We start from the raw sequence: 21,910 nt of genomic DNA, 5'->3' as shown, positions 1-21,910 counted from the left end.
GGATAAAATGAGTCGGTGCGGGTTCGGATCGGGGACATTTTTGATTGCAGAAGCTTTTCATGTTTTAAGGGGGTACAAGGAGGAACACGATGAGTGGATTCGAGGAGAAACGAAAACGGTTTGAATTGTTGATGAAACAGGCAGAGCTTCCGGCAGGTCTGACCGATCCCTATTTTTTGGATGGATGGATTGAACGGGTAGAGACGAATCGCAGCAACCGGGAATGGCATATCCTGATCTGTAAGGATACGTTGGTCCCTGCACCGATCTATCGTACGTTCAGCCTGCATATTCAGGAAAAAATGAATCATATCGCCAAAATTACATTTGGTTTTAAATATACAGAGCAGGTGCAGGCAGGTGATATCGTCAGCGAATACTGGAACCTGTTTCTGGAGTGGGTCACTCGCGAGATTCCATCCGTAAACGGATGGATGAACCGGGCTACCTTTGAATGTGAAGCAGACTTGCTGCAATTGACCATGAGTGATTCTACATCGATGGAACTGGCGCGCAAGAAGCAGATTGACCAGGCGATTACGACATTCTATGAAAAGTATTTCCACCTGCCGCTGCGGATTAAACTACAAGTTGGTGAAGTGGGAAGTAATAAGGAAGCGATGGAACAGTTCCAGGCTCAGAAGAAGGTCGAGGAACGGCAGGTCATTGAACAGATGATGAGCGAAGTCACCGAGATGGAAGCTCCGGAGGACGAGGATCAGGGTGATGTTCGTTTGCAGATGGGCTATGAGATCAAAGAGCCGGCTGTACCGATGCAGGAAGTTCAGGATGAAGAGAAGAAGATCACGCTTCAGGGATCGATCTTTGGTCTGGACCGCAAGGAGCTGCGAAACGGAAATACGCTCTTTACCTTCTATCTGACCGACTTTACGGATTCCATGCAAATGAAGATGTTTGCGAAAACAAAAGAGGATGTCAAAATCCTCAGCTTGCTGGCTAATGGAAAATGGGTCAAGGTCCGCGGACGAGTAGAGTATGACCGGTTTATGCAAATACCTGAACTGGCCATGATTCCTTCGGATCTGACCGAAATTAAAGCACCTCCATCACGAAAAGATACAGCACAGGAAAAACGGGTGGAATTCCATCTGCACTCCACCATGAGCACGATGGATGCTGTAACATCCATTGATAAATACGTGAAAACGGCAGCAGAGTGGGGACATAAGGCCATTGCCGTAACAGATCATGGCGGTGTACAGGTCTATCCGGAGGCAGCCAAAGCAGCGAAGAAAAACGGCATCAAAATGATATACGGCCTCGAGGCCAACGTAGTGAATGATTCTGTTGCTGTTGTCATGGCACCACAGCCAATTGAGCTGAAAACAGCCACCTATATCGTATTCGATATCGAGACGACGGGTCTGTCCGTCACCCAGAACAAAATCATAGAGATTGCCGCGGTTAAAGTGCAGGATGGCAAAGAGATCGACCGGTTTGCCACATTTGTAAACCCGCATGAACGGATCCCGTACAATATTCAGCAATTGACGAACATCACGGATGAGATGGTCAAAGATGCACCGGAGCTTGAACCCGTCATTCGCGACTTTGTTGCATTTGCGGGGGATGGGGTGCTGGTCGCGCACAATGCCCGATTCGATATGGGCTTTATTCAGGCCACGCTTAAAAATTTGGGCATGCCAGAGCTGCCAAACCCTGTACTGGATACGCTGGAACTGGCGCGGCTTTTGTATCCAAAAATGAAAAATCACCGATTGAACACACTTGCTGACAAATACAAAGTCGCGCTGGAAAGCCATCACCGGGCGATTGATGATACGATTGCACTCGCAGGTATATTAAATGGTCTTGTGAATGATGCAGCCCAATTAAAAGGATTAACTATGCTGGACCGATTAAACGATTACGTCGGGGTTGACCTGTCGAATACACGTCCCTTCCACTGCGGGATCTATGCATTAAATGATGTGGGCAAGAAAAATCTGTATAAGCTGGTGTCCCTGTCTCATACGGAATATTTCAAGCGTGTCGCATGTATTCCGAAATCTAAACTGGTAAGCTTGCGCGAAGGACTGGTCATTATATCCGGCTGTGAAAAAGGAGAGTTTTTCGAGGCTGTCCTCAATAAATCACTGGAAGAGGCCGAAGAAATCGCCGAGTTTTACGACATTCTGGAGATTCAACCCCTGACGATGTATATGCATCTGGTGGACAAGGGGCTTGTTGCCACACCAGAGGAATTGAAACTTGCAGTACGCAAAGTGGTTGATATCGGAGCCAAATTGAACAAACCAGTTATTGCTACAGGCAATGTGCACTATCTGGAGCCGAGGGACAAAATCTATCGTGACATTACCATCCACGGGATTACCGGTTTCAGTCCGCTTAAAGACCAGCGCAAGCCGGATGCTCATTTTAGAACCACAGCAGAAATGTTGGAAGAATTCCAGTTCCTCGGTCAGGATAAAGCCTATGAGGTTGTCGTCACCAATACGATTGAACTTGCAGACCGTTTTGAGGAAATCAAGCTGTTCCCGGACAAGCTGTTTACGCCAATTCTGGAGGGTGCGGACGAAGAGATCCGGAACACCTGCTATAATACGGCAAAGTCGATATATGGTGAAGACCTGCCTGAAGTTATTGTGGCACGCCTGGAGAAAGAGCTGCAGCCGATTATCAAGTACGGTTTCTCAGCCAACTATCTGATCTCGGAGCGGCTGGTGAAAAAATCGAATCAGGATGGGTATCTTGTCGGCTCCCGGGGATCGGTTGGTTCTTCTGTTGTAGCTACATTCCTCGGCATTTCCGAAGTTAATCCGCTGCCTGCACACTACATCTGCGTAAACCCGGAGTGCAAGCACAGCGAATGGTTCCTGGACGGGAGTGTGCCAAGTGGATTTGACCTTCCGGAGAAGGAGTGTCCTAATTGCGGTGGCAGACTGAAAGGTGAAGGACAGGATATTCCGTTTGAGACGTTTCTTGGTTTCAAAGGGGATAAGGTCCCCGATATCGACTTGAACTTCTCAGGCGATTATCAACCACATGCTCACAACTACACGAAAGTGCTATTTAGCGAGAAGAGTGTATTCCGAGCAGGGACCATAGGTACCGTTGCCGAGAAAACAGCCTTTGGTTTTGCCAAGAAATATGAGGAAGAGCATCATAAGAAATGGCGCGGAGCAGAGCTGAATCGTCTGGCTTCCGGTTGTACCGGGGTGAAGCGCAGCACGGGACAGCATCCAGGTGGAATTGTCGTGGTGCCGGATTATATTGAAGTGGAAGACGTTACTCCTGTTCAATATCCTGCGGATGATGTCAATGCAGAATGGAAAACGACCCACTTTGATTATCATGCCTTTGAAGAAAATCTGTTGAAACTGGATATACTGGGACATGATGATCCGACCATGATGCGGATGCTGCAGGATTTGACAGGAATCGATCCGACCACTATCCCGATGAATGATCCAAAAGTCATGAGCATGTTCAACTCCACGGATGCCCTTGGAGTAACTCCTGAACAGATTCGTTCTCCTGTTGCAACCTTTGGTGTACCCGAGATGGGAACGAAGTTTGTGCGTCAAATGCTTATCGAATCCCAGCCTACGTCATTTGCCGATCTACTGCAGATTTCGGGACTGTCTCATGGAACAGGAGTATGGCTTGGCAACGCGCAAGAACTGATCAAGAATGGTACATGTAACATTAAAACGGTAATTGGCTGCCGGGATGACATCATGTTATTCCTTATATACAAGGCGGGCATGGATGCAAGTCTGGCCTTTAAGATTACAGAGAGTGTTCGTAAAGGCCGCGGCTTGCCACAGGAATGGATTGACGAGATGAAAAAATGCAAAGTACCGCAGTGGTACATTGACTCTTGTCTCAAAATCCAGTACATGTTTCCAAAGGCCCACGCAGCCGCATATGTTATTTCGGCAGTACGTACTGCTTTCTTCAAGCTGTATCATCCAATTGAGTACTATGCGACTTATTTTACCGTTCGTGCGGATGAGTTTGACATCGAGCTGGTATGTCAGGGATACGATGCCATCTATCGGAAGATTGTTGAAATTGAACAGTTGGGTTTCCAGGCGCCGCCAAAAGAAAAAAACATGCTGCCAGTCCTTGAGATGGCGCTGGAAATGACAGCTCGCGGATTCTCACTCAAACCGATTGACCTGTACCGTTCTGAAGCTACGAAGTTTATCGTTGACGGAAAAACGCTGATTCCTCCGTTCTCAGCCTTGGCTGGTATTGGTGATAATGCAGCGCGTAATATTGCAGCTGCTAGAGAACATGGTGAATTCCTTTCCATTGAAGATTTCCAGCAAAAATCCAAGGCGAGTAAAACGATTGTCGAACTATTGTCAGGCATGGGTTGTTTCCGTGGTTTGCCGGAGAGCAATCAGCTTTCCCTTTTTTAATGGATGCATAATTAGTCAAAGGATTGCCTTTCAGAGGAATGCGTAATTTTTTCTTCATTAGTACGTAAATGCCCTGAAAGATCGCTTACTTGTCACTATTACCAGACTATGTTATAATTTCTGAAGTGAACGAGATAGTACGAATTTCTAAAGAGTGGGGAAACCCACTCTTTAGTCTTTGGTATACAAGAATCTTGGGTATGAAGAAATTGCCGGCCTAATATGCCGGTGTAACCTAAGTTGGAGGTTATCGGTTTTGAGCACAACGAAGATTAAATCTACCGTGGAAGAAATGATCCAACCCTACTTGAATGAACAAGGTTTCGAGCTGGTTGACATCGATTACGTCAAAGAAGGCAGCAACTGGTTTTTACGGGTGTATGTCGACAAAGAGGGTGGCATCGACATCGACGATTGCGTCTTGATCAGCGAACAGCTGAGCGCCAAGCTGGATGAGAACGATCCGATTCCAACCGTCTATTTCCTTGAAGTGTCTTCTCCGGGAGCTGAACGTCCACTGAAAAAAGCGGAGGATGTTGCGAAATCCGTAGGTAAAAACGTCTTTGTTACAACCTACGAAACGGTGAATGGATTGAAGGAATTTGAAGGCAAACTGCTTTCCTTTGATAACGGGGAGCTTGTGATCGAAGCAGGCAAGAAGCAGTACACGGTTCCTTACGATAAGGTTGCTAGTGCGCGCTTGGCCATTCTGTTTTAAGTGCCTTGTTCACTTTATTAATGAAAAAGACACATCTCACGATAACGGCAAGGTGCTCATGAGTTCTGAGCCTTTCGCCGTTTTACGTATGAGATGCCATGTTTGAAAGGGGGATCAACATTCATGAGTATGGATTTTATTGAAGCAATGAATGAATTGGAGCGGGAAAAAGGGATCAGCAAGGATGTGCTGTTTGAAGCGATTGAGGCGGCATTAATCTCCAGCTATAAACGCAATTTCAACACCGCTCAGAACGTGCGTGTTGACATGAATCGTAACACTGGAGTTATTCGGGTATATGCTCGCAAGTTAATCGTGGAGGAAGTCCTGGACTCACGCACCGAAATTTCATTGCCTGCAGCACGCGAAATTAACCCACACTTCCAGCTGGAAGATATTGCGGAGATCGAGGTTACGCCGCGCGATTTCGGACGTATCGCCGCACAGACTGCCAAACAGGTAGTGACCCAGCGGATTCGTGAAGCCGAACGCGGCCTGATCTACAACGCTTTCGTTGACAAGGAAGAGGATATCGTTACGGGAGTGGTGCAGCGTCAGGATTTGCGCAATATCTACATCGATCTGGGCAAAATCGAAGCGGCTCTGCCGTTAACCGAATTGATGCCGAACGAAAAATTTGTTCATGGTGACCGTATTAAGGCATACATCACCAAGGTCGAGAATACGACCAAAGGGCCGCAAATCATTCTGTCCCGTACACATCCGGGTCTGTTGAAACGTCTCTTTGAACTGGAAGTTCCCGAGATTTTTGATGGAGTGGTTGAGATTCGTTCTGTTGCACGTGAAGCGGGTTTTCGCTCCAAAATTGCCGTTCATTCCCGCAATGAGGAAGTTGATCCGGTTGGATCCTGTGTAGGCCCCAAAGGAATGCGCGTGCAGACCATTGTGGGTGAGCTGCGCGGTGAAAAGATTGACATCGTTCGTTATTCCGAACAGGTAGACGAATATGTGGCTAATGCATTGAGTCCTTCCAAAGTATTGGAAGTTCAAGTGTTTGAAGAAGAAAAGATGGCCCGGGTCATCGTTCCGGACTATCAACTGTCCCTTGCCATTGGCATCAAAGGCCAAAATGCCCGATTGGCAGCGAAGCTGACCGGCTGGAAGATCGACATCAAGAGCGAGAGCCAGGCGGAACAGGAATTCGGCAGAGAAAAAGATTCTTCTTCGGAAATGCATCAAGATTCCGTCTCCGTCGATTAAAGTAAAGCACGGGGGGCGCTAACGTATGAAACAGAAAAAAGTGCCGCTGCGCAAATGTGTGGCGTGCCAAGAAATGATGCCCAAAAAGCAGCTGATCCGTATCGTTAAAACGCCAGAGGATGAAGTGCTGATCGATTTGACTGGCAAAAAATCCGGACGTGGCGCTTATTTATGCGGCAAGGAATCCTGTTTTAAACTTGCACTCAAAAACCGGTCTTTGGATCGTGCGCTGAAAGGCAAGGTTTCACCTGAAATTTACGAGCAATTGGCTGCTGACTTCGCTTCTGTTGAAGATGATTTCATCGCAGCGCAGGAGCGTGATCATGATGAATAACAAAACGTTGTCTTATCTGGGACTCTCTATGCGTGCAGGCAAGCTGGTGACGGGTGAAGAAATCGTGCTTAAGGCGATCCGTTCTTCCGAAGCTAAAATGGTTATTGTTGCGGGTGACGCCTCGGCCAATACACAAAAGAAATTTCGCGACAAATGTGGAACATACAAGGTTCCTCTGGTGATCGGATTTGACCGGGATAGTCTGGGTTCAAGTATCGGTAAAGAAACGCGGGTTGTTCTTGCAGTAACGGATCGAGGGTTTGCAAAAATGATCTCCAAGCAAGTCGGTATAATGTCGGAGGTGGAGTATATTGAGTAAACAGGAAAACAAGGATAAATTGCGAGTTTATGAATATGCGAAGTCCCTTAATATGAGCAGCAAAGAAATTATAACCATTCTTAAAAAACTGGATATCCCCGTAAACAATCATATGAGTGTCATGGAGAATGGTTCAGTGGGTAAGGTGGAACAATTTTTTAAAGATATAAAATCCACTGCAGCATCCAAACAAGGCAGCGAAGCAAAACCAGTCGCTACTTCGTCGGTGCGCAGTGAAAAAACAGTGGACAGCAGTAAGCCGGCCGGCGGAGCGAACACGCCGAACAACAGTAATACATCCGGTAGTCCCGTACAAACAAAAATACAACAGGAAAAGCAGGTAGGTATGAACAACAGACCAAATTCAAACAATAACAACGGCTCCCAAAGACCCAGCGGCCAAGATAGCCGCAACAGAACAAACTCTTCCCAAGGCTCCAGCCAGGGCGGACAAACAGGTAATCGTTCCAGACCTTCGCAAGGCGGACAAAGCAGTACAGCTTCACGTCCACAAGGCGGAACAAGCAGCACAGCTTCACGTCCACAAGGTTCAGGACAACGTCCGAACAACAGTGGCGGCGGCCAAGTGAGAAGCGCTGGACCAAGCAACACTGGCAATGGCGGCAACCGTAGCGGTGGCCAAGGACAGAGCCAAGGTCAAGGCCAACGTAGAGGCGGCCAAGGCAGTTCCGGTAATAACAGCAACAACGGCAACCGTTCAAACAGTGGCGGCGGCGGACGTCGTTATGACGACAACCGTGGCGGCAACTTCCGTGGCAACCGCGGTGGCAAGAACAACCGTAACAGAAATCAACAACAGTACCAACAACGTGAGAAAATTGATAATACACCTAAGAAAATCATCGTACGCGGTGATATGACTGTAGGTGAAACAGCGAAGCTGCTTCACAAAGATGCTTCCGAAGTTATCAAAAAACTCATTGGTATGGGTGTTATGGCTACAATTAACCAAGAGCTCGATATTGATACCATTCTTCTGCTCGCAGGTGAATTCGGTGTTGAGGTTGAAGTGAAAATTGTGGTTGAAGACGACCGTTTCGAAACGGTGGAAGAGAATGATGATCCTGCGGATCTGCAATCCCGTCCTCCGGTTGTAACGATTATGGGTCACGTTGACCATGGTAAAACAACATTGCTTGATGCCATTCGTTCAACGAATGTAACAGGCGGCGAAGCTGGCGGAATTACACAGCACATCGGTGCTTACCAAGTTGAAATCAACAACAAAAAAATTACGTTCCTGGATACACCGGGTCACGAAGCGTTTACAGCCATGCGTGCTCGTGGTGCTCAAGTAACGGATATTACGATCATCGTTGTTGCTGCGGATGACGGCGTTATGCCACAGACCGTTGAGGCCATTAACCACGCAAAAGCAGCGGGTCTTCCAATTATCGTAGCGGTTAACAAAATCGATAAGCCAGGTGCTGATCCGGACAGAGTAAAACAGGAATTGACTAACTATGAACTCGTTCCTGAGGAATGGGGCGGTGACACCATCTTTGTTAACGTTTCGGCGAAACAAAGAATGGGTCTGGAAGGTCTGCTCGAAATGATCCTGCTCGTTGCTGAAGTGAACGAGTACAAAGCGAACCCGGACAAACGTGCCCGTGGTACAGTTATCGAAGCCGAGCTGGATAAAGGACGCGGCCCAGTTGCCCGTATTTTGGTACAGCACGGTACTTTGAAAGTCGGAGATGCCTTTGTTGCAGGTAACTGCTTCGGTCGCGTACGTGCGATGGTCAATGACAAAGGTCGTCGTCTGAAAGAAGCTGGACCTTCAACACCTGTAGAAATCACAGGTTTGACTGAAGTTCCAGGTGCGGGAGATCCGTTCATGGTATTTGAAGATGAGCGTAAAGCTCGCTCTATCGCTGACAAACGTGCGATCACGCAACGTGAATCCGATTTGGGTACAAATACACGTGTAACATTGGACGATCTGTTCCAACACATCAAAGACGGCGAAATCAAAGATCTGAATGTCATTATTAAAGGTGACGTTCAAGGTTCGGTTGAAGCATTGAAGGGTTCACTTGCAAAAATCGAGGTTGAAGGTGTACGCGTGAAGATCATTCACAGCGGTGCTGGTGCCATCACCGAATCCGACATCATTTTGGCGGCTGCATCGAATGCCATCGTGATTGGTTTCAACGTTCGTCCTGACAATCAGGCGAAAACAACTGCAGATCAAGAGCAAGTAGATATCCGTCTCCACCGTGTCATTTATAGTGTTATCGAAGAAATTGAACAAGCGATGAAAGGGATGCTTGATCCGATCTACAAAGAAAATGTGATTGGTCACGCTGAAGTTCGCAGCACGTTCAAAATCAGTAAAGTGGGTACCATTGCTGGATGTATGGTTACCTCAGGTAAAATTACACGTTCAGCTGAAGCGCGCCTGATTCGTGACGGCATTGTCCTTTACGAAGGTAAGCTTGATTCACTGAAACGTTACAAAGACGATGCCAAAGAAGTAGCACAGGGCTACGAATGCGGTATTACTCTTGATAACTACAACGATCTCAAAGAAGGCGACGTTATCGAAGCCTTTGTTATGGAGACGGTACAACGATAAGCAAGGAAGCATGAGGTGAACAACTATGGCCAAGATTCGTACAGGTAGAGTGGGCGAGCAGATCAAGAAAGAATTGAGCGTGCTCATCCAGTCTGAACTGAAAGATCCACGTATCGGCTTCATTACCGTAACAGGTGTCGACGTGACTAACGACTTGTCGCAAGCCAAAGTTTATCTGAGTGTCTTCGGTGAACAGGAGCAAAAGGACAATTCGCTTAAAGCACTCGAGAAAGCAAATGGATTTTTGCGCTCCGAGCTGGGCAAGCGGATCAGACTTCGCCATGTTCCCGAATTGATATTCAAGATTGACGAATCGATCGCTTATGGCAGCCGGATTGAGAAGCTGCTTGGTGACATCGGTACCGACAAGAACGAATCCCAGTAACAGCATAAAGGAGACGGCAATGCACACTTATGAACAGGCGCTTCAGGCGGGAAAGCAATTTCTGCTGGAGCATGATGATTACCTGGTCGTGTCGCATGTACAGCCGGACGGTGACGCAGTCAGCTCGACGGTAACAGTGGGCTGGCTGCTGTCATGTCTGGGGAAGACATTCACGATGATAAATGAAGGTGAAATCCCGCAGCGTATGCGTTTTTTGTGGGAAGCCGACTCAATCGTGAACATGACCGAACAACCACCGCAGCGTAAATATAAAGCAGTGATTTGTGTGGACTGTGCAGACTTTGCAAGAGTTGGCTTAACTCGTCATTATTTCGAAGAAGATGCTGTTATATTAAATATTGATCATCATCCAACCAATGATGCTTATGGAACGGTAAATATCATTAAACCGGATGCTGCAGCTACCGCGGAAATTTTGTTTGATTTTGTAAACTTGTTCCCGGTGACGATAAATAAAGATGCTGCAACGGCTATTTATACAGGTTTGCTGACGGATACAGGCGGTTTCCGTTATGCAAATACCAGTCCTAATGTAATGACTACGGCATCCAAACTGCTTGAACATGGCGTGAATGGACCTTTCCTCGCGCAAATTTTGCTCGAACAGGTTACTCTTCCCCAAGTCCGTATCTTGAATCAGGCTCTTTCAAGTCTGAAAATGACCGAGGATGGCAAAATTGCCTGGGTGGTCATTACACCGGAAGATATGATCGCTTGTGGTGCAGCCAATGAAGATCTGGAGGGTGTCGTAAACTATCCGCGAAATATCCAAGGCGTGGAAGTGGGGATCTTTTTCAAAGTGATCAACGATAATGCTGTAAAAGTATCCCTCCGGTCTGCTGGGAAAGTTGATGTCGCTGCACTTGCTCAAACGTTTGGCGGTGGTGGTCACGTACTCGCTGCCGGGTGCCGCGTGGAAGGTGACTTAGATGATATTGTTGCCCAAGTGCTGAAGCAGGTGAATTCACAATGGTAAAACCAATTGAAGGAATTCTGCCTGTATACAAACCTGCAGGTTTCACCTCACATGATGTTGTAGCCAAAATGCGGCGCATTCTGAAAATGAAGCGTATTGGACACACTGGAACGCTGGATCCGCAGGTCACAGGTGTACTTCCGCTATGTCTTGGACGTGCAACCCGGGTAGTTGAGTACATGCAGGAACTTCCCAAAGAGTACTTCGCAACACTCCGATTAGGCCTGTCCACAGACACAGAGGACATGACGGGAGAAATTGTCGAGCGTTCAGAAAAGGCAGTGAATGTTACAGAAGAGCAGGTTCTACGGGTCCTTAAGCAGTTCACGGGTACAATTTCCCAGGTACCACCCATGTTTTCTGCGGTCAAAGTCGATGGCAAACGTCTATATGAGCTTGCACGTGAAGGGAAAACAGTGGAGCGCAAGAGCCGTGAGGTTACGATCTATGAGCTTGAACTGACGGGAATCGAAACGCAGGGCGACACAACAGATATTTCTTTCCGCGCATTGTGTTCCAAAGGTACGTATATTCGGACATTGTGTGTGGATATCGGCCGAGAACTGGGCTACCCATCAACCATGGTTCAGCTGGAGCGAACCATTTCTGCAGGAATTACAGCAGAACGTTGCCTTCGCTTCGAGGACGTGGAACAGCACATGGCTGCAGGTACACTGGCTGAAGTGCTGATTCCGGTAGATGAAGCCATTAACTCCATGCCTGCACATAAGGTTCTGGAGGAACACACCAAAGGGGCTCTTCAAGGTCAGAAATTGTCCGCACGTTTACTGGATCCACCCGTGGAACAGCCTGGGCTTCTGCGGTTATACGCACAGGACGGGACATTTCTCGGTATTTTTGAACGGGATGAACTTAAACCGACCGTTCGAGCAGTTAAGGTTTTTTTACCGGAATAAAGAGGCCTTGAGTTTAGATTAGTGTGGTGTTAAGCTCGGTCTATCAAGTGAAATGCAGGTGATTGATTGTATGAAAACCGTAATGCTAACGTATCCGCAGACATTAAATTCCGATGAATTGCGTAGACAGCCGCAGGTGCTGGCCATCGGCCAATTTGACGGAATGCATCTCGGACATGCAAGCGTCATTCTGTCTGCTGTGCGTATTGCTCGGGAAACGGGCATGCAGGCAGCGGTAATGACCTTCCATCCGCATCCGAAGGAAGTCATGCGTAAAGGAGATTACGAAGGTTATCTGACTCCTTTGAGAGATAAGGAAGATATCCTGGCAGAGATGGGCGTTGATGTGTTATATGTTGTGGAATTTAATGAAGAATTCTCACAGCTGACACCAGAGCAATTTGTACATGATCTGCTGCTTCCACTTCAGACCAGAACAGCAGTCGTGGGTTTTGACTTCCGCTTTGGTCATAAGGGAGCTGGGGATGAACAGATGCTTCGGGCGCTGGGCAGTGATCAAATGTCTGTAGAGACTGTGCCTCCATTTTTGCTCAATGGTGAGAAAGTCAGCAGTTCTTTAATCCGTGGATTGCTCAAACGCGGAGAAATGGATGAAGCAAGTCAGTGGCTGGGACGCCCATACAGCATTAGGGGGACAGTCATTCACGGAGAGAAACGCGGACGGACAATTGGTTTTCCAACCGCTAATCTTGAACTGACGGATCATTACGTGGCACCTGCAAAAGGTGTGTATGCTGTTCGTGTATATTATCGGGATCAGCTGCTGCGAGGGGTAATGAATCTTGGTGTGAAGCCCACATTCCATGATAGTGGAATGAAACCCACGTTTGAAGTGCATTTGCTTGATTTTGAAGGGCATCTGTACGATCAGGAGTTGAGGGTGGAGCTGGTTCACTACATCCGTGCAGAACGCAAGTTTGACTCCATTGATGCTTTGATCAGTCAGATTCGTGAAGATGCCCTGACTGCTGCGCGACTCTTAAGTTGAAATTCTGGGTAAAATGGATGTTTACATTTACTTTCGTTAGGCAACTATGATATAATGTACTACGTTGTCGTTTTAGACAACAGATAACCTTGGCTTGGTTGCATGCTCTCACCGGCGGTGACGAGGCTAATGGCGATTATAATGAAGGAGGTGAATAGGATGGCATTGACTCAAGAACGTAAACAACAACTGATCGACGAGCACAAAACTCACGAGTCCGATACTGGATCACCTGAGGTGCAAGTTGCTATCCTTACGGAAAACATCAGAAGTTTGACAGACCACTTGCGTACGCATAAGAAGGACCACCACTCACGTCGTGGACTTTTGAAAATGGTAGGTCAACGTCGTAAGCTCTTGGCTTACGTAAAAAACAAAGATGTTAAACGTTACAGCGCATTGATCGAGAAACTCGGATTGCGTCGTTAATTATCGTACATGTTTTCAAAACCAACCTGGCTGTTTTCCGTCATTCCTCATTAGAGGGACAAGCGGAGTTTACAGCCGGGTTGTTTTGTAGATGAACATGTTGCCATATATTTGTAGATGATAGCTCCGCAAGGGGCTTTTGTTTTGCAGGTTAATGAATGCAGGACAAGCAGGAAATACTGATGAAATGCAGAATCCATTGTGTAAGGAACGATTAGAAGGAGGGATTTCATGGAAAAGCGTGTTGAAATGCAGCTTGGTGGAAGAACGCTTGTGCTTGAAACAGGACGTTTGGCCAAACAGGCTAATGCTGCCGTTAAGGTAACTTACGGAGATACCGTTGTATTGTGTACCGTGACAGCATCCAGCGAGCCGAAAGATTTGGACTTTTTCCCGCTCACGGTGAACTATGAAGAAAGATTGTATGCTGTAGGTAAAATTCCAGGCGGATTCATTAAACGGGAAGGAAGACCAAGTGAGAAGGCCATTCTCGCAAGTCGTCTGACAGACCGTCCAATTCGTCCATTGTTCCCTGAAGGTTTCCGTAATGATGTACAAGTACTTAATATCGTTATGAGCGTTGACCAGGACTGTGAACCGCAAATTGCTGCCATGATCGGTACATCGGCTGCACTGAGCATCTCGGACGTACCATTTAACGGACCTATTGGTGGCGTAAAAGTTGGACGTATTGATGGTGAGTTCATCATTAACCCTACGATTGCACAGCTTGAAGTTAGTGAGATTGAGCTTGTAGTTGCAGGGACCAAGGATGCCATCATGATGGTAGAAGCGGAAGCAAACGAAGTTCCGGAAGAAATCATGCTTGAAGCCATCATGTTCGGACATGATGAAATCAAGAACATTGTGGCTGTTATTGAACAGCTTGTTCAAGTGGCCGGCAAAGAAAAAATGGCTGTCAAACTGCACGCCGTGGATGCTGAAGTCAACAGCAGTGTACGCGAATTTGCGAGCGCTCGCCTGGTTGAAGCAGTTAAGATTGCAGAGAAGCATGCTCGTCAGGATGCCATCGACGTTGTGAATGACGAAACTGTTGCTCACTTTGAAGAGAAATACATTGAAACGCCTGAACTGCTCAAAGACGTGAAGGAAGTGCTGCACGATATCGTTAAAGAAGAAGTGCGCCGCCTGATCACTCATGATAAGGTTCGCCCGGACGGACGCGGACTTGCGGAGATTCGCCCAATTGAGTGTGATACATCCTTGCTGCCACGTACGCATGGTTCCGGTTTGTTCACACGTGGTCAAACACAAGCGCTTAGCATTTGTACCCTTGGTGCTCTGGGTGATGTTCAGATTCTGGACGGAATTAGCCTGGAAGAAACAAAACGTTTCATGCATCACTACAACTTCCCTCCATTCAGCGTAGGTGAAGCTCGTCCACTGCGTGCTCCGGGACGTCGTGAAATTGGACATGGTGCTCTGGGTGAACGTGCCCTTGCTAAAGTCATTCCTTCGGAAACGGACTTCCCGTACACCATTCGTCTGGTATCGGAAGTACTTGAATCGAACGGATCAACTTCACAGGCAAGTATTTGTGCAAGTACACTTGCGATGATGGACGCAGGTGTGCCAATTAAAGCGCCAGTTGCTGGTGTGGCTATGGGTCTGATCAAAGATGGAGAGCATGTATCCATTCTAAGTGATATTCAAGGGATGGAAGATCACCTGGGAGACATGGACTTCAAAGTTGCAGGAACACCAGACGGTGTAACAGCGATTCAAATGGATATTAAAATTGATGGTATTGATCGTCAAATTTTGTCCGAAGCTTTGGCTCAAGCCAAAGAAGGTCGTATGCATATCCTTGGCAAAATGACCGAAGTGATGCAAACTCCACGTGAGCAGTTGTCACAATATGCTCCTAAAATTACAACCATGCATATCAATCCGGATAAAATCCGTGATGTCATCGGTGCAGGTGGTAAAATTATCAATAAAATCATCGAGGAAACCGGTGTTAAGATTGATATTGAACAGGATGGACGTGTATTTATCGCTTCTTCCAACCAGGATATGAACGATAAAGCAAAATCGATTATTGAAGGAATCGTACGCGAAGTGCTCGTTGGCGAGATTTATGTCGGCAAAGTAAAACGCGTTGAGAAATTCGGTGCTTTTGTTGAAGTTCTTCCGAACAAAGAAGGTCTGGTCCACATCTCACAACTGTCGACAGAACGTGTTGCCAAAGTAGAAGATGTTGTAGCGATTGGTGATTCCATTACGGTTAAAGTGACGGAAATTGACCAACAAGGCCGGATCAACTTGTCCCGCAAAGCAGTATTGACGGCTGAAGCTCCTGCACAATCCTAAATCCTGCTGTATGTTCTACAGATTGATTGAATGAAGAGACAGAATGTGTATTTCTGGCTCTTTTTTTAACGCCTAAAATTCCATAACGTTTGCGGTTTTCGAAAGACTGCCTGAATTTGTTCATATTCTTGCCCTTGTCCTCATATGATGGGGACAAAGACGGCGGGAGGATGGAACTGTGAAAAACCAATCCAAAAAGCTGGTTGCAGTTCTGGCAGGTGTGGCAGCTGTCATACTGGTCGGACAAGTAGGCAGTGTACGTACATACATTACGGAGATCCGTGATGGCCCTGGGACTCAAAATGCATTTGACATGTTTAAAGAGGCGACCGGAGAGGATGCCTTGTTGTCGGCGATCCGGGATAAAGCGGCCGAAACAAAAATTGCTCCGGTCAATGCCAAAGTAGATCGGGTATGGAAAGCAATACCAGGATATAATGGCATGGAGATTGATGTGGAAGCCACGTATCGCAAGGCGCTTGGTGGGAACTTGAATACAAAAATTTCATATGTTTACCGTCAGGTTGAGCCGGAAATCCAGCTTAAGGATTTGGGAGCTCATCCCATATACCGGGGGAATCCTGCGAAACCGATGGTTTCGTTTATGATCAATGTGGCCTGGGGGAATGAGCACATTATCCCGATGCTCGATATTCTCGAGGCCGAGAAGGTGAAGGCTACTTTTTTTCTGGATGGAAGCTGGCTGAAGAAAAATGCCGAATTGGCCAAAGAGATCCAAAAACGTGGGCATGAACTATCCAACCATGCTTACTCCCATCCCAATATGAGCCGTTTAAGTGCAGAACGGGCCAGACTCGAGATTGGAAAAACCGAGGATTTGCTCAAAGAAACACTGGGGGTGGAAAATCGATGGTTTGCCCCCCCTTCAGGTGATTTTAATCAGAAAACGGTGGACATTGCGTCAAGCATGGGACTGCAAACGGTCCTATGGACACTGGATACGGTAGACTGGCGAAAACCAAGTTCAGCCTCGATTGTAGATAAAATTGCTGCAAAGGTGGAGGCCGGTACGTTGATTTTGATGCATCCCACGGCGTCTTCATCCGGCGCATTGAAAGGCATGATTCAATCGATACGGTCCAAAGGGCTTGTACTTGGTACCGTGAGCGAAACGTTATCTTCCGAGCGTATTAAAGCTCCAGCGGTTGAGTGAGCGGCGTTTTTTTGTTAATATCAAACAGTTGGAACCAAATGTCGATTTCTTTTTCTTGGAGATCAAGGCAATTATAGAGATGTAGGAGGGCCAACCGTGAAAAAAATTCAGCTGGGCAATGGCCTCAGGGTAGTCATGGAACAGATTCCGACCTGTCGTTCCGTGTCTTTTGGTATATGGGTCAAGACAGGCTCGCGTAATGAGCAGCCTGTGAACAATGGAGTATCACATTTTATTGAGCACATGTTGTTCAAGGGAACGGATCGTTATGATGCTAAGGCTATTGCGGAAGAATTTGATGCTATTGGCGGTAACGTGAACGCGTTCACTTCGAAAGAATACACGTGCTATTATGCTAAAGTATTGGATGAACATCTGCCTATCGCCGTAGATGTGTTGTCCGACATGTTTTTCCGTTCCAAAATGGATGATGGCGAGCTCATCAAGGAGAAAAACGTCATTCTGGAAGAGATTTCAATGTACGAGGATACGCCGGATGACATGGTACATGATCTGATGGCTACGGCTGCCTATGGAGAACATCCGCTGGCTTACCCGATTCTGGGTACAGAGGAACGCCTTAAAGCGATGGATTCCAGCCATCTGCGCGCATATATGAAAGAGCACTATACAATTGAAAATACAGTCATTAGTATCGCAGGTAACATTGATGACAGTGTGATTGATTTGATGGAAAAGCATTTTGGATCATTTGACGTTCATGGTGCGCCAGAACCAATTACCATTCCTAAATTCCAGAGTGGGCAGCTCTTTCACAAAAAGAAAACGGAACAGAATCACATCTGTATTTCGTTTCCGGGCTGTAAAATCGGAGATCCGCTGCAGTTTGCCATGGTGGTTTTGAACAACGCCATTGGCGGCGGAATGAGCTCGAGACTGTTCCAGGAAATTCGTGAAAAACGCGGACTGGCGTATTCCGTATATTCCTACCACAGCTCTCATGCGGACAGTGGGTTGTTTACTATATACGCAGGTACTGCACCGAAACAGACGAAGGAAGTGCTGGATCTGACCAAAGAGGTTCTGCATGACCTTGCTGTGAACGGTCTGTCGGAAGATGAACTGCGCAAAGGAAAAGAACAGCTGAAGGGAAGTCTGATTCTCAGTTTGGAAAGCACGGGAAGCCGGATGAACCGCCTCGGTAAAAACGAGCTGATGCTGGGCAGACATCACACGCTGGATGAAATGATTGCCAAAATTGAACAAGTAACGATGGATGACATCGATGCTGTACTTGACCTGATGTTCGCGGAGCCGTTTGCGCTCGCTATGGTCGGTGCTTCCGATCGCACCATTGCTGGATTAAGAAGGGATGATTTTGTTGCATTACGTTCAAATTCAAAAGTTACCGGGCAATGAAGATATTAAACTGCCTCAAAAAATGTCGGAGCTGGCATCAGGCTTTGATGTAGTTGCTGCGCTTCAGGAGGACGTTGTGCTGCATCCGGGACAACGCACACTGATCCCGACTGGATTGGCTATGGCTATGCCTGCCGGCCTCGAAGCACAGATTCGTCCGCGCAGTGGCCTGGCGTTTAAACACGGCATTACCTGCCTGAATACACCGGGCACGATTGATGCGGATTACCGGGGTGAAGTTAAAGTGCTTTTGGTTAATCTGGGGCAGGAGCCATTCACGATTGTGCGTGGTGAACGCATTGCCCAGATCGTATTCCAGACTGTGCCGGCTGTTGAACTAACCGAAGTAAATGAACTCTCGGAAACGGTTCGCGGCGAAGGTGGATTCGGTCATACCGGAAAGTAAGCAATGGCTATAGACAATGAGGGCCTTCCCACGTGGGAAGGCTTTTTTTGTATTCAGAGAAAGGAAAGCATGTATTGTTTTCACCCCCCTGTGGGCCCTTGCATACGATAAGGCATACATGTGGTGAAAGGAGTGACGTCCCGATGCTGACCGGAGTCCGGATTGTAGTCCTGGGCGGAGATGCGCGGCAGCTTGAAGTCATTCAAAAATGCGCAGAGCTTGATGCTACGGTAAGTGTGGTCGGTTTCGACAAGCTTGAGCGTTCCATTCCGGGGATCGAACATCATGAACTGGAGGAAGAAGTGTTGGCTTCTGCGGATGTGCTGGTGCTTCCTGTGGTTGCATGTGATGATCAGGGAAAAGTGAGCACCTCGTTCAGTGATTTGCCGATTTTCCTGAAAAAAGAACAGATAGCGGCATTGCCAGAGCATTGTATTGTTTTTACGGGAATGGCAAAGCCATTTTTGCGTGAGTTATGCGTGGATAACGGCTTACGGCTAGTTGAAGTGCTGGATCGTGATGATATCGCGCTCTACAACTCTATACCGACAGCTGAAGGAGCAGTCGCTATGGCGATTCGGGAGACGGACTTCACGATCCACGGCTCGGAATGTATCGTGCTCGGATTGGGCAGAACGGGATTTACAATGGCCAAAACGCTCCAGGGTCTTGGGGCAAATGTACGGGTGGGAATCAGGCGGGGAGAGGATGCGGCGCGCGCAAACATAATGGGCTGGAAGCCTTTTATGACAACGGATTTGGCCGCTCAAACCGGGGGGGTTGACTTGCTTTTTAATACGATACCGACTATGATAATCACAGCACAAATCCTGTCCAGAATGCCGCAAAAAGCAGTCATTATTGACCTCGCATCCGCCCCTGGCGGCTGTGATTTCAGGTATGCTGAAAAACGCGGTATTAAAGCGCTGCTTGCGCCAGGCCTCCCCGGCATTGTTGCTCCCAAAACGGCTGGCGGCATTATTGCCGACGCGTTGATCCGTTTGCTTTTGGAAGAACAAAACGCACGGGAGGTTGAACAATGAACTGGCAGGGAAAAACGGTAGGTTATGCTATTACAGGATCTCATTGTACGTTTGAAGAGGTTATGCCGGTGATTAGCCGGTTTGTGGCTGAGGGTGCGAATGTGGTACCGATTATTTCCAATTCGGTTTTAACAACGGACACACGCTTTGGTACTTCGCAAAGCTGGCAAAAACAGTTGAAAGATATAACCGGGAATGATATTATTTCTACAATTGTTGAGGCGGAACCGCTCGGGCCTTCCAAATTGCTTGATGTACTTGTTATTGCTCCCTGCACGGGGAACACAACAAGTAAGCTGGCTAATGCGATGACCGATAGCCCAGTGCTGATGGCAGCCAAAGCCCAGATGCGGAATCAGCGTCCGGTTGTGCTTGCCATCTCCACGAATGATGGTCTGGGATTAAATGCCGCGAACATCGCCAAACTGCTTGTAGCAAAATATATGTATTTTGTACCGTTCGGGCAGGATGATCCGGTGAAGAAGCCGAACTCGTTAGTCGCAAAAATGGAACTTATACCTGAGGCGTGCTGGAGTGCGCTGGAAGGCAAACAATTGCAGCCGATGATTGTGGAGCGTTCTGCTCAGGCCTGATATTTGTTGACCCAAGTTTCATGGTTTGCTATAGAGCTCGATTTCGCAGTGGAGAAGTTCCAGGATAACGGTTATACGCTTGAAGAAATGAACTTGGTTAAGGTAAACAAAGAAAATCATGGGGGACGATACATCGGGCGGTAATAGCTACCCGTGTACGCGTTCCTGTCGTTGAAGGGCATTCCTGCTTGCACCAGAAGTTCAGGCAAGCGGGATGCGTTCATGGAGATATGCATGTCGTAATCCGGTAACAACTGACCTTCATTTTGTGAATTGCCCAGGGCAATCTTCAGGGGAAGGACGGCATGAAATGTCGTAATTATTGCTGAATTTATTGCATCGGAACGCTCCCTAGGTTGATCCATTTGTTGATTTGACCGTGTCCAGTCTTCTTGCGTACACAAATGGAGGAATTAAGATGCGCATCATGGTACAGAAATTCGGAGGCACGTCGCTCTCTACGGTTCAGGCAAGAGAGCACGTGCTCCGTCATATTAAGCGTGAGCTTGAAGCAGGACTGAGTCTGGTCATTGTTGTGTCGGCTATGGGACGCCGAGGCGAACCCTATGCTACAGATACATTACTCGACTGGGCAGCACAAAATGGTAATTCACTATCTGCACGTGAAAAGGATTTATTGTTATGCTGTGGCGAGATCATATCCGCTACGACGCTTAGCAGTCTGCTGGAACACGAAAACATCCCCACAACCGTGCTGACCGGTGCGCAGGCGGGCTTTGTGACGGACGACAATTTCGGGAATGCCCGGATTTTGGATGTCCGTCCTGTTCGTGTGCTGGAGCAACTTCAAAAAGGGCGTGTTGTCATTGTTACGGGTTTCCAAGGTCAAACGGAGAGTGGAGACTTTACCACACTTGGCCGTGGGGGCAGTGACACATCAGCAACAGCATTAGGTGCTGCTCTGCATGCGGAGATGGTGGATATCTATACGGATGTAAACGGCATTTTGACCGCTGATCCACGGATTGTGGAAGATGCACGTCCGTTGACTGTTGTAAGTTATGCCGAGATATGTAATATGGCACATCAGGGGGCCAAGGTCATTCACCCACGTGCAGTTGAAATTGCAATGCAATCCCAAATTCCTGTACGAGTGCGTTCCACTTTTGCGGATAGTGAAGGAACCTTGGTTACACATCCGGAAGGATTCCAGGATGTGCAGACAGGCATTGTAGACCGTTATGTGACCGGGATCGCTTACGTAAGCAATGTAACCCAAATCACAGTCGACGTGCCGGGAGGCGCGGATCGGCTGCAGCTGAAAGTCTTCAAAACCATGGCTGAAAATTCGATTAGTGTTGATTTTATTAATGTTACCCCTTCAGGAGTCGTCTATACTGTGTTTGACAGTGACTCTGAAAAAGCTATTCAAGTTTTGCAAGAGATCGGTCTTAAACCTCATAGCCTGTCTGGCTGTGCCAAAGTGTCCGTTATCGGCGGTGGCATAAATGGTGTGCCAGGAATTATGGCCAGAATTGTTGAATCGTTAACGCTGGCTGACATTCAGATTTTGCAATCGGCAGATTCGAACACAACCATCTGGGTACTTGTAAAAAAAGAAGATATGGTTCAGGCCCTGAGGGCGCTTCATGCCTCATTCGAACTTCATCTGTAATTAG

At 47.4% G+C, this 21,910-nt stretch carries 18 protein-coding genes and 1 pseudogene; all 19 read left to right on the top strand.

The window, feature by feature from the left end:
• Nucleotides 1–89: 89 nt before the first annotated feature.
• Nucleotides 90–4,412, top strand: coding sequence for a PolC-type DNA polymerase III (locus tag HP552_RS13840; RefSeq protein WP_175396037.1), 4,323 nt, complete (start codon nucleotides 90–92; stop codon nucleotides 4,410–4,412).
• A 256-nt stretch (nucleotides 4,413–4,668) separates the two neighbouring features.
• A complete protein-coding gene (rimP, locus tag HP552_RS13835) occupies nucleotides 4,669–5,130 on the top strand; it encodes a ribosome maturation factor RimP (protein ID WP_175396036.1) in 462 nt (153 codons plus the stop codon).
• 123 nt (nucleotides 5,131–5,253) lie between these two features.
• Nucleotides 5,254–6,351 (top strand): transcription termination factor NusA, encoded by a 1,098-nt coding sequence (gene nusA / locus HP552_RS13830; RefSeq protein ID WP_095287723.1) that lies wholly within the window; start codon nucleotides 5,254–5,256, stop codon nucleotides 6,349–6,351.
• Between the two features lie 25 nt (nucleotides 6,352–6,376).
• Nucleotides 6,377–6,685: an RNase P modulator RnpM gene (rnpM, locus tag HP552_RS13825; protein ID WP_095287722.1), complete on the top strand. Its 309-nt coding sequence runs from the start codon at nucleotides 6,377–6,379 to the stop codon at nucleotides 6,683–6,685.
• Nucleotides 6,675–7,004: a YlxQ family RNA-binding protein gene (locus tag HP552_RS13820; RefSeq protein ID WP_029880929.1), complete on the top strand. Its 330-nt coding sequence runs from the start codon at nucleotides 6,675–6,677 to the stop codon at nucleotides 7,002–7,004. The genes rnpM and HP552_RS13820 overlap by 11 nt, the downstream gene beginning before the upstream one ends.
• On the top strand, nucleotides 6,997–9,603 hold the full coding sequence (gene infB / locus HP552_RS13815) for a translation initiation factor IF-2 (RefSeq protein ID WP_175396035.1): 2,607 nt from the start codon (nucleotides 6,997–6,999) through the stop codon (nucleotides 9,601–9,603). Before HP552_RS13820 ends, infB begins: the two co-directional genes overlap by 8 nt.
• 25 nt (nucleotides 9,604–9,628) lie before the next feature.
• Nucleotides 9,629–9,988, top strand: coding sequence for a 30S ribosome-binding factor RbfA (rbfA, locus tag HP552_RS13810; protein ID WP_095287719.1), 360 nt, complete (start codon nucleotides 9,629–9,631; stop codon nucleotides 9,986–9,988).
• Between the two features lie 19 nt (nucleotides 9,989–10,007).
• Complete coding sequence (locus tag HP552_RS13805) at nucleotides 10,008–10,985, top strand: DHH family phosphoesterase (RefSeq protein ID WP_175396034.1); 978 nt, start codon at nucleotides 10,008–10,010, stop codon at nucleotides 10,983–10,985.
• On the top strand, nucleotides 10,979–11,902 hold the full coding sequence (truB, locus tag HP552_RS13800) for a tRNA pseudouridine(55) synthase TruB (RefSeq protein ID WP_175396033.1): 924 nt from the start codon (nucleotides 10,979–10,981) through the stop codon (nucleotides 11,900–11,902). Before HP552_RS13805 ends, truB begins: the two co-directional genes overlap by 7 nt.
• Before the next feature lie 70 nt (nucleotides 11,903–11,972).
• Nucleotides 11,973–12,911 carry a bifunctional riboflavin kinase/FAD synthetase gene (locus HP552_RS13795; RefSeq protein ID WP_175396032.1) on the top strand — a complete coding sequence of 313 codons (939 nt, stop codon included), beginning with the start codon at nucleotides 11,973–11,975 and terminating at the stop codon, nucleotides 12,909–12,911.
• A gap of 159 nt (nucleotides 12,912–13,070) precedes the next feature.
• Nucleotides 13,071–13,340, top strand: a complete 270-nt coding sequence (rpsO, locus tag HP552_RS13790) for a 30S ribosomal protein S15 (protein WP_056700672.1) — start codon at nucleotides 13,071–13,073, stop codon at nucleotides 13,338–13,340.
• A 231-nt stretch (nucleotides 13,341–13,571) separates the two neighbouring features.
• Complete coding sequence (gene pnp / locus HP552_RS13785; protein ID WP_175396031.1) at nucleotides 13,572–15,674, top strand: polyribonucleotide nucleotidyltransferase; 2,103 nt, start codon at nucleotides 13,572–13,574, stop codon at nucleotides 15,672–15,674.
• A gap of 178 nt (nucleotides 15,675–15,852) precedes the next feature.
• Nucleotides 15,853–16,848 carry a polysaccharide deacetylase family protein gene (locus HP552_RS13780; protein WP_175396030.1) on the top strand — a complete coding sequence of 332 codons (996 nt, stop codon included), beginning with the start codon at nucleotides 15,853–15,855 and terminating at the stop codon, nucleotides 16,846–16,848.
• A gap of 96 nt (nucleotides 16,849–16,944) precedes the next feature.
• Complete coding sequence (locus HP552_RS13775; RefSeq protein ID WP_175396029.1) at nucleotides 16,945–18,228, top strand: M16 family metallopeptidase; 1,284 nt, start codon at nucleotides 16,945–16,947, stop codon at nucleotides 18,226–18,228.
• The gene (dut, locus tag HP552_RS13770; protein WP_175396028.1) at nucleotides 18,188–18,634 is read left to right on the top strand and encodes a dUTP diphosphatase; all 447 of its coding nucleotides are present in this window, start codon (nucleotides 18,188–18,190) and stop codon (nucleotides 18,632–18,634) included. The genes HP552_RS13775 and dut overlap by 41 nt, the downstream gene beginning before the upstream one ends.
• 143 nt (nucleotides 18,635–18,777) lie before the next feature.
• Nucleotides 18,778–19,677, top strand: coding sequence for a dipicolinate synthase subunit DpsA (dpsA, locus tag HP552_RS13765; RefSeq protein ID WP_175396027.1), 900 nt, complete (start codon nucleotides 18,778–18,780; stop codon nucleotides 19,675–19,677).
• Entirely contained in the window at nucleotides 19,674–20,270 is a 597-nt protein-coding gene (locus HP552_RS13760) for a dipicolinate synthase subunit B (RefSeq protein WP_175396026.1), read from the top strand. Before dpsA ends, HP552_RS13760 begins: the two co-directional genes overlap by 4 nt.
• Nucleotides 20,271–20,318: 48 nt before the next feature.
• Nucleotides 20,319–20,455 (top strand): annotated as a pseudogene (locus HP552_RS35800) (Asd/ArgC dimerization domain-containing protein); the annotation flags it as partial.
• A gap of 233 nt (nucleotides 20,456–20,688) precedes the next feature.
• Entirely contained in the window at nucleotides 20,689–21,906 is a 1,218-nt protein-coding gene (gene dapG / locus HP552_RS13755; protein ID WP_175396025.1) for an aspartate kinase, read from the top strand.
• The last annotated feature ends 4 nt before the right edge of the window (nucleotides 21,907–21,910 follow it).

The sequence above is a fragment of the Paenibacillus xylanilyticus genome, from assembly GCF_013359935.1.
GTDB lineage: Bacteria > Bacillota > Bacilli > Paenibacillales > Paenibacillaceae > Paenibacillus > Paenibacillus xylanilyticus.
Note: the sequence above shows the minus strand (reverse complement) of the source record. Positions and strands in the feature narration are given on the sequence as shown.

Bases quoted from the DNA above. Each gene is read 5' to 3' on its own strand.
- nusA (WP_095287723.1), top strand. From the start codon at position 5,254: ATGAGTATGGATTTTATTGAAGCAATGAATGAATTGGAGCGGGAAAAA.
- HP552_RS13760 (WP_175396026.1), top strand. From the start codon at position 19,674: ATGAACTGGCAGGGAAAAACGGTAGGTTATGCTATTACAGGATCTCAT.
- HP552_RS13805 (WP_175396034.1), top strand. From the start codon at position 10,008: ATGCACACTTATGAACAGGCGCTTCAGGCGGGAAAGCAATTTCTGCTG.
- dapG (WP_175396025.1), top strand. From the start codon at position 20,689: ATGCGCATCATGGTACAGAAATTCGGAGGCACGTCGCTCTCTACGGTT.
- HP552_RS13795 (WP_175396032.1), top strand. From the start codon at position 11,973: ATGAAAACCGTAATGCTAACGTATCCGCAGACATTAAATTCCGATGAA.
- rpsO (WP_056700672.1), top strand. From the start codon at position 13,071: ATGGCATTGACTCAAGAACGTAAACAACAACTGATCGACGAGCACAAA.
- rnpM (WP_095287722.1), top strand. From the start codon at position 6,377: ATGAAACAGAAAAAAGTGCCGCTGCGCAAATGTGTGGCGTGCCAAGAA.
- pnp (WP_175396031.1), top strand. From the start codon at position 13,572: ATGGAAAAGCGTGTTGAAATGCAGCTTGGTGGAAGAACGCTTGTGCTT.
- rbfA (WP_095287719.1), top strand. From the start codon at position 9,629: ATGGCCAAGATTCGTACAGGTAGAGTGGGCGAGCAGATCAAGAAAGAA.
- HP552_RS13840 (WP_175396037.1), top strand. From the start codon at position 90: ATGAGTGGATTCGAGGAGAAACGAAAACGGTTTGAATTGTTGATGAAA.
- HP552_RS13820 (WP_029880929.1), top strand. From the start codon at position 6,675: ATGATGAATAACAAAACGTTGTCTTATCTGGGACTCTCTATGCGTGCA.
- dpsA (WP_175396027.1), top strand. From the start codon at position 18,778: ATGCTGACCGGAGTCCGGATTGTAGTCCTGGGCGGAGATGCGCGGCAG.
- truB (WP_175396033.1), top strand. From the start codon at position 10,979: ATGGTAAAACCAATTGAAGGAATTCTGCCTGTATACAAACCTGCAGGT.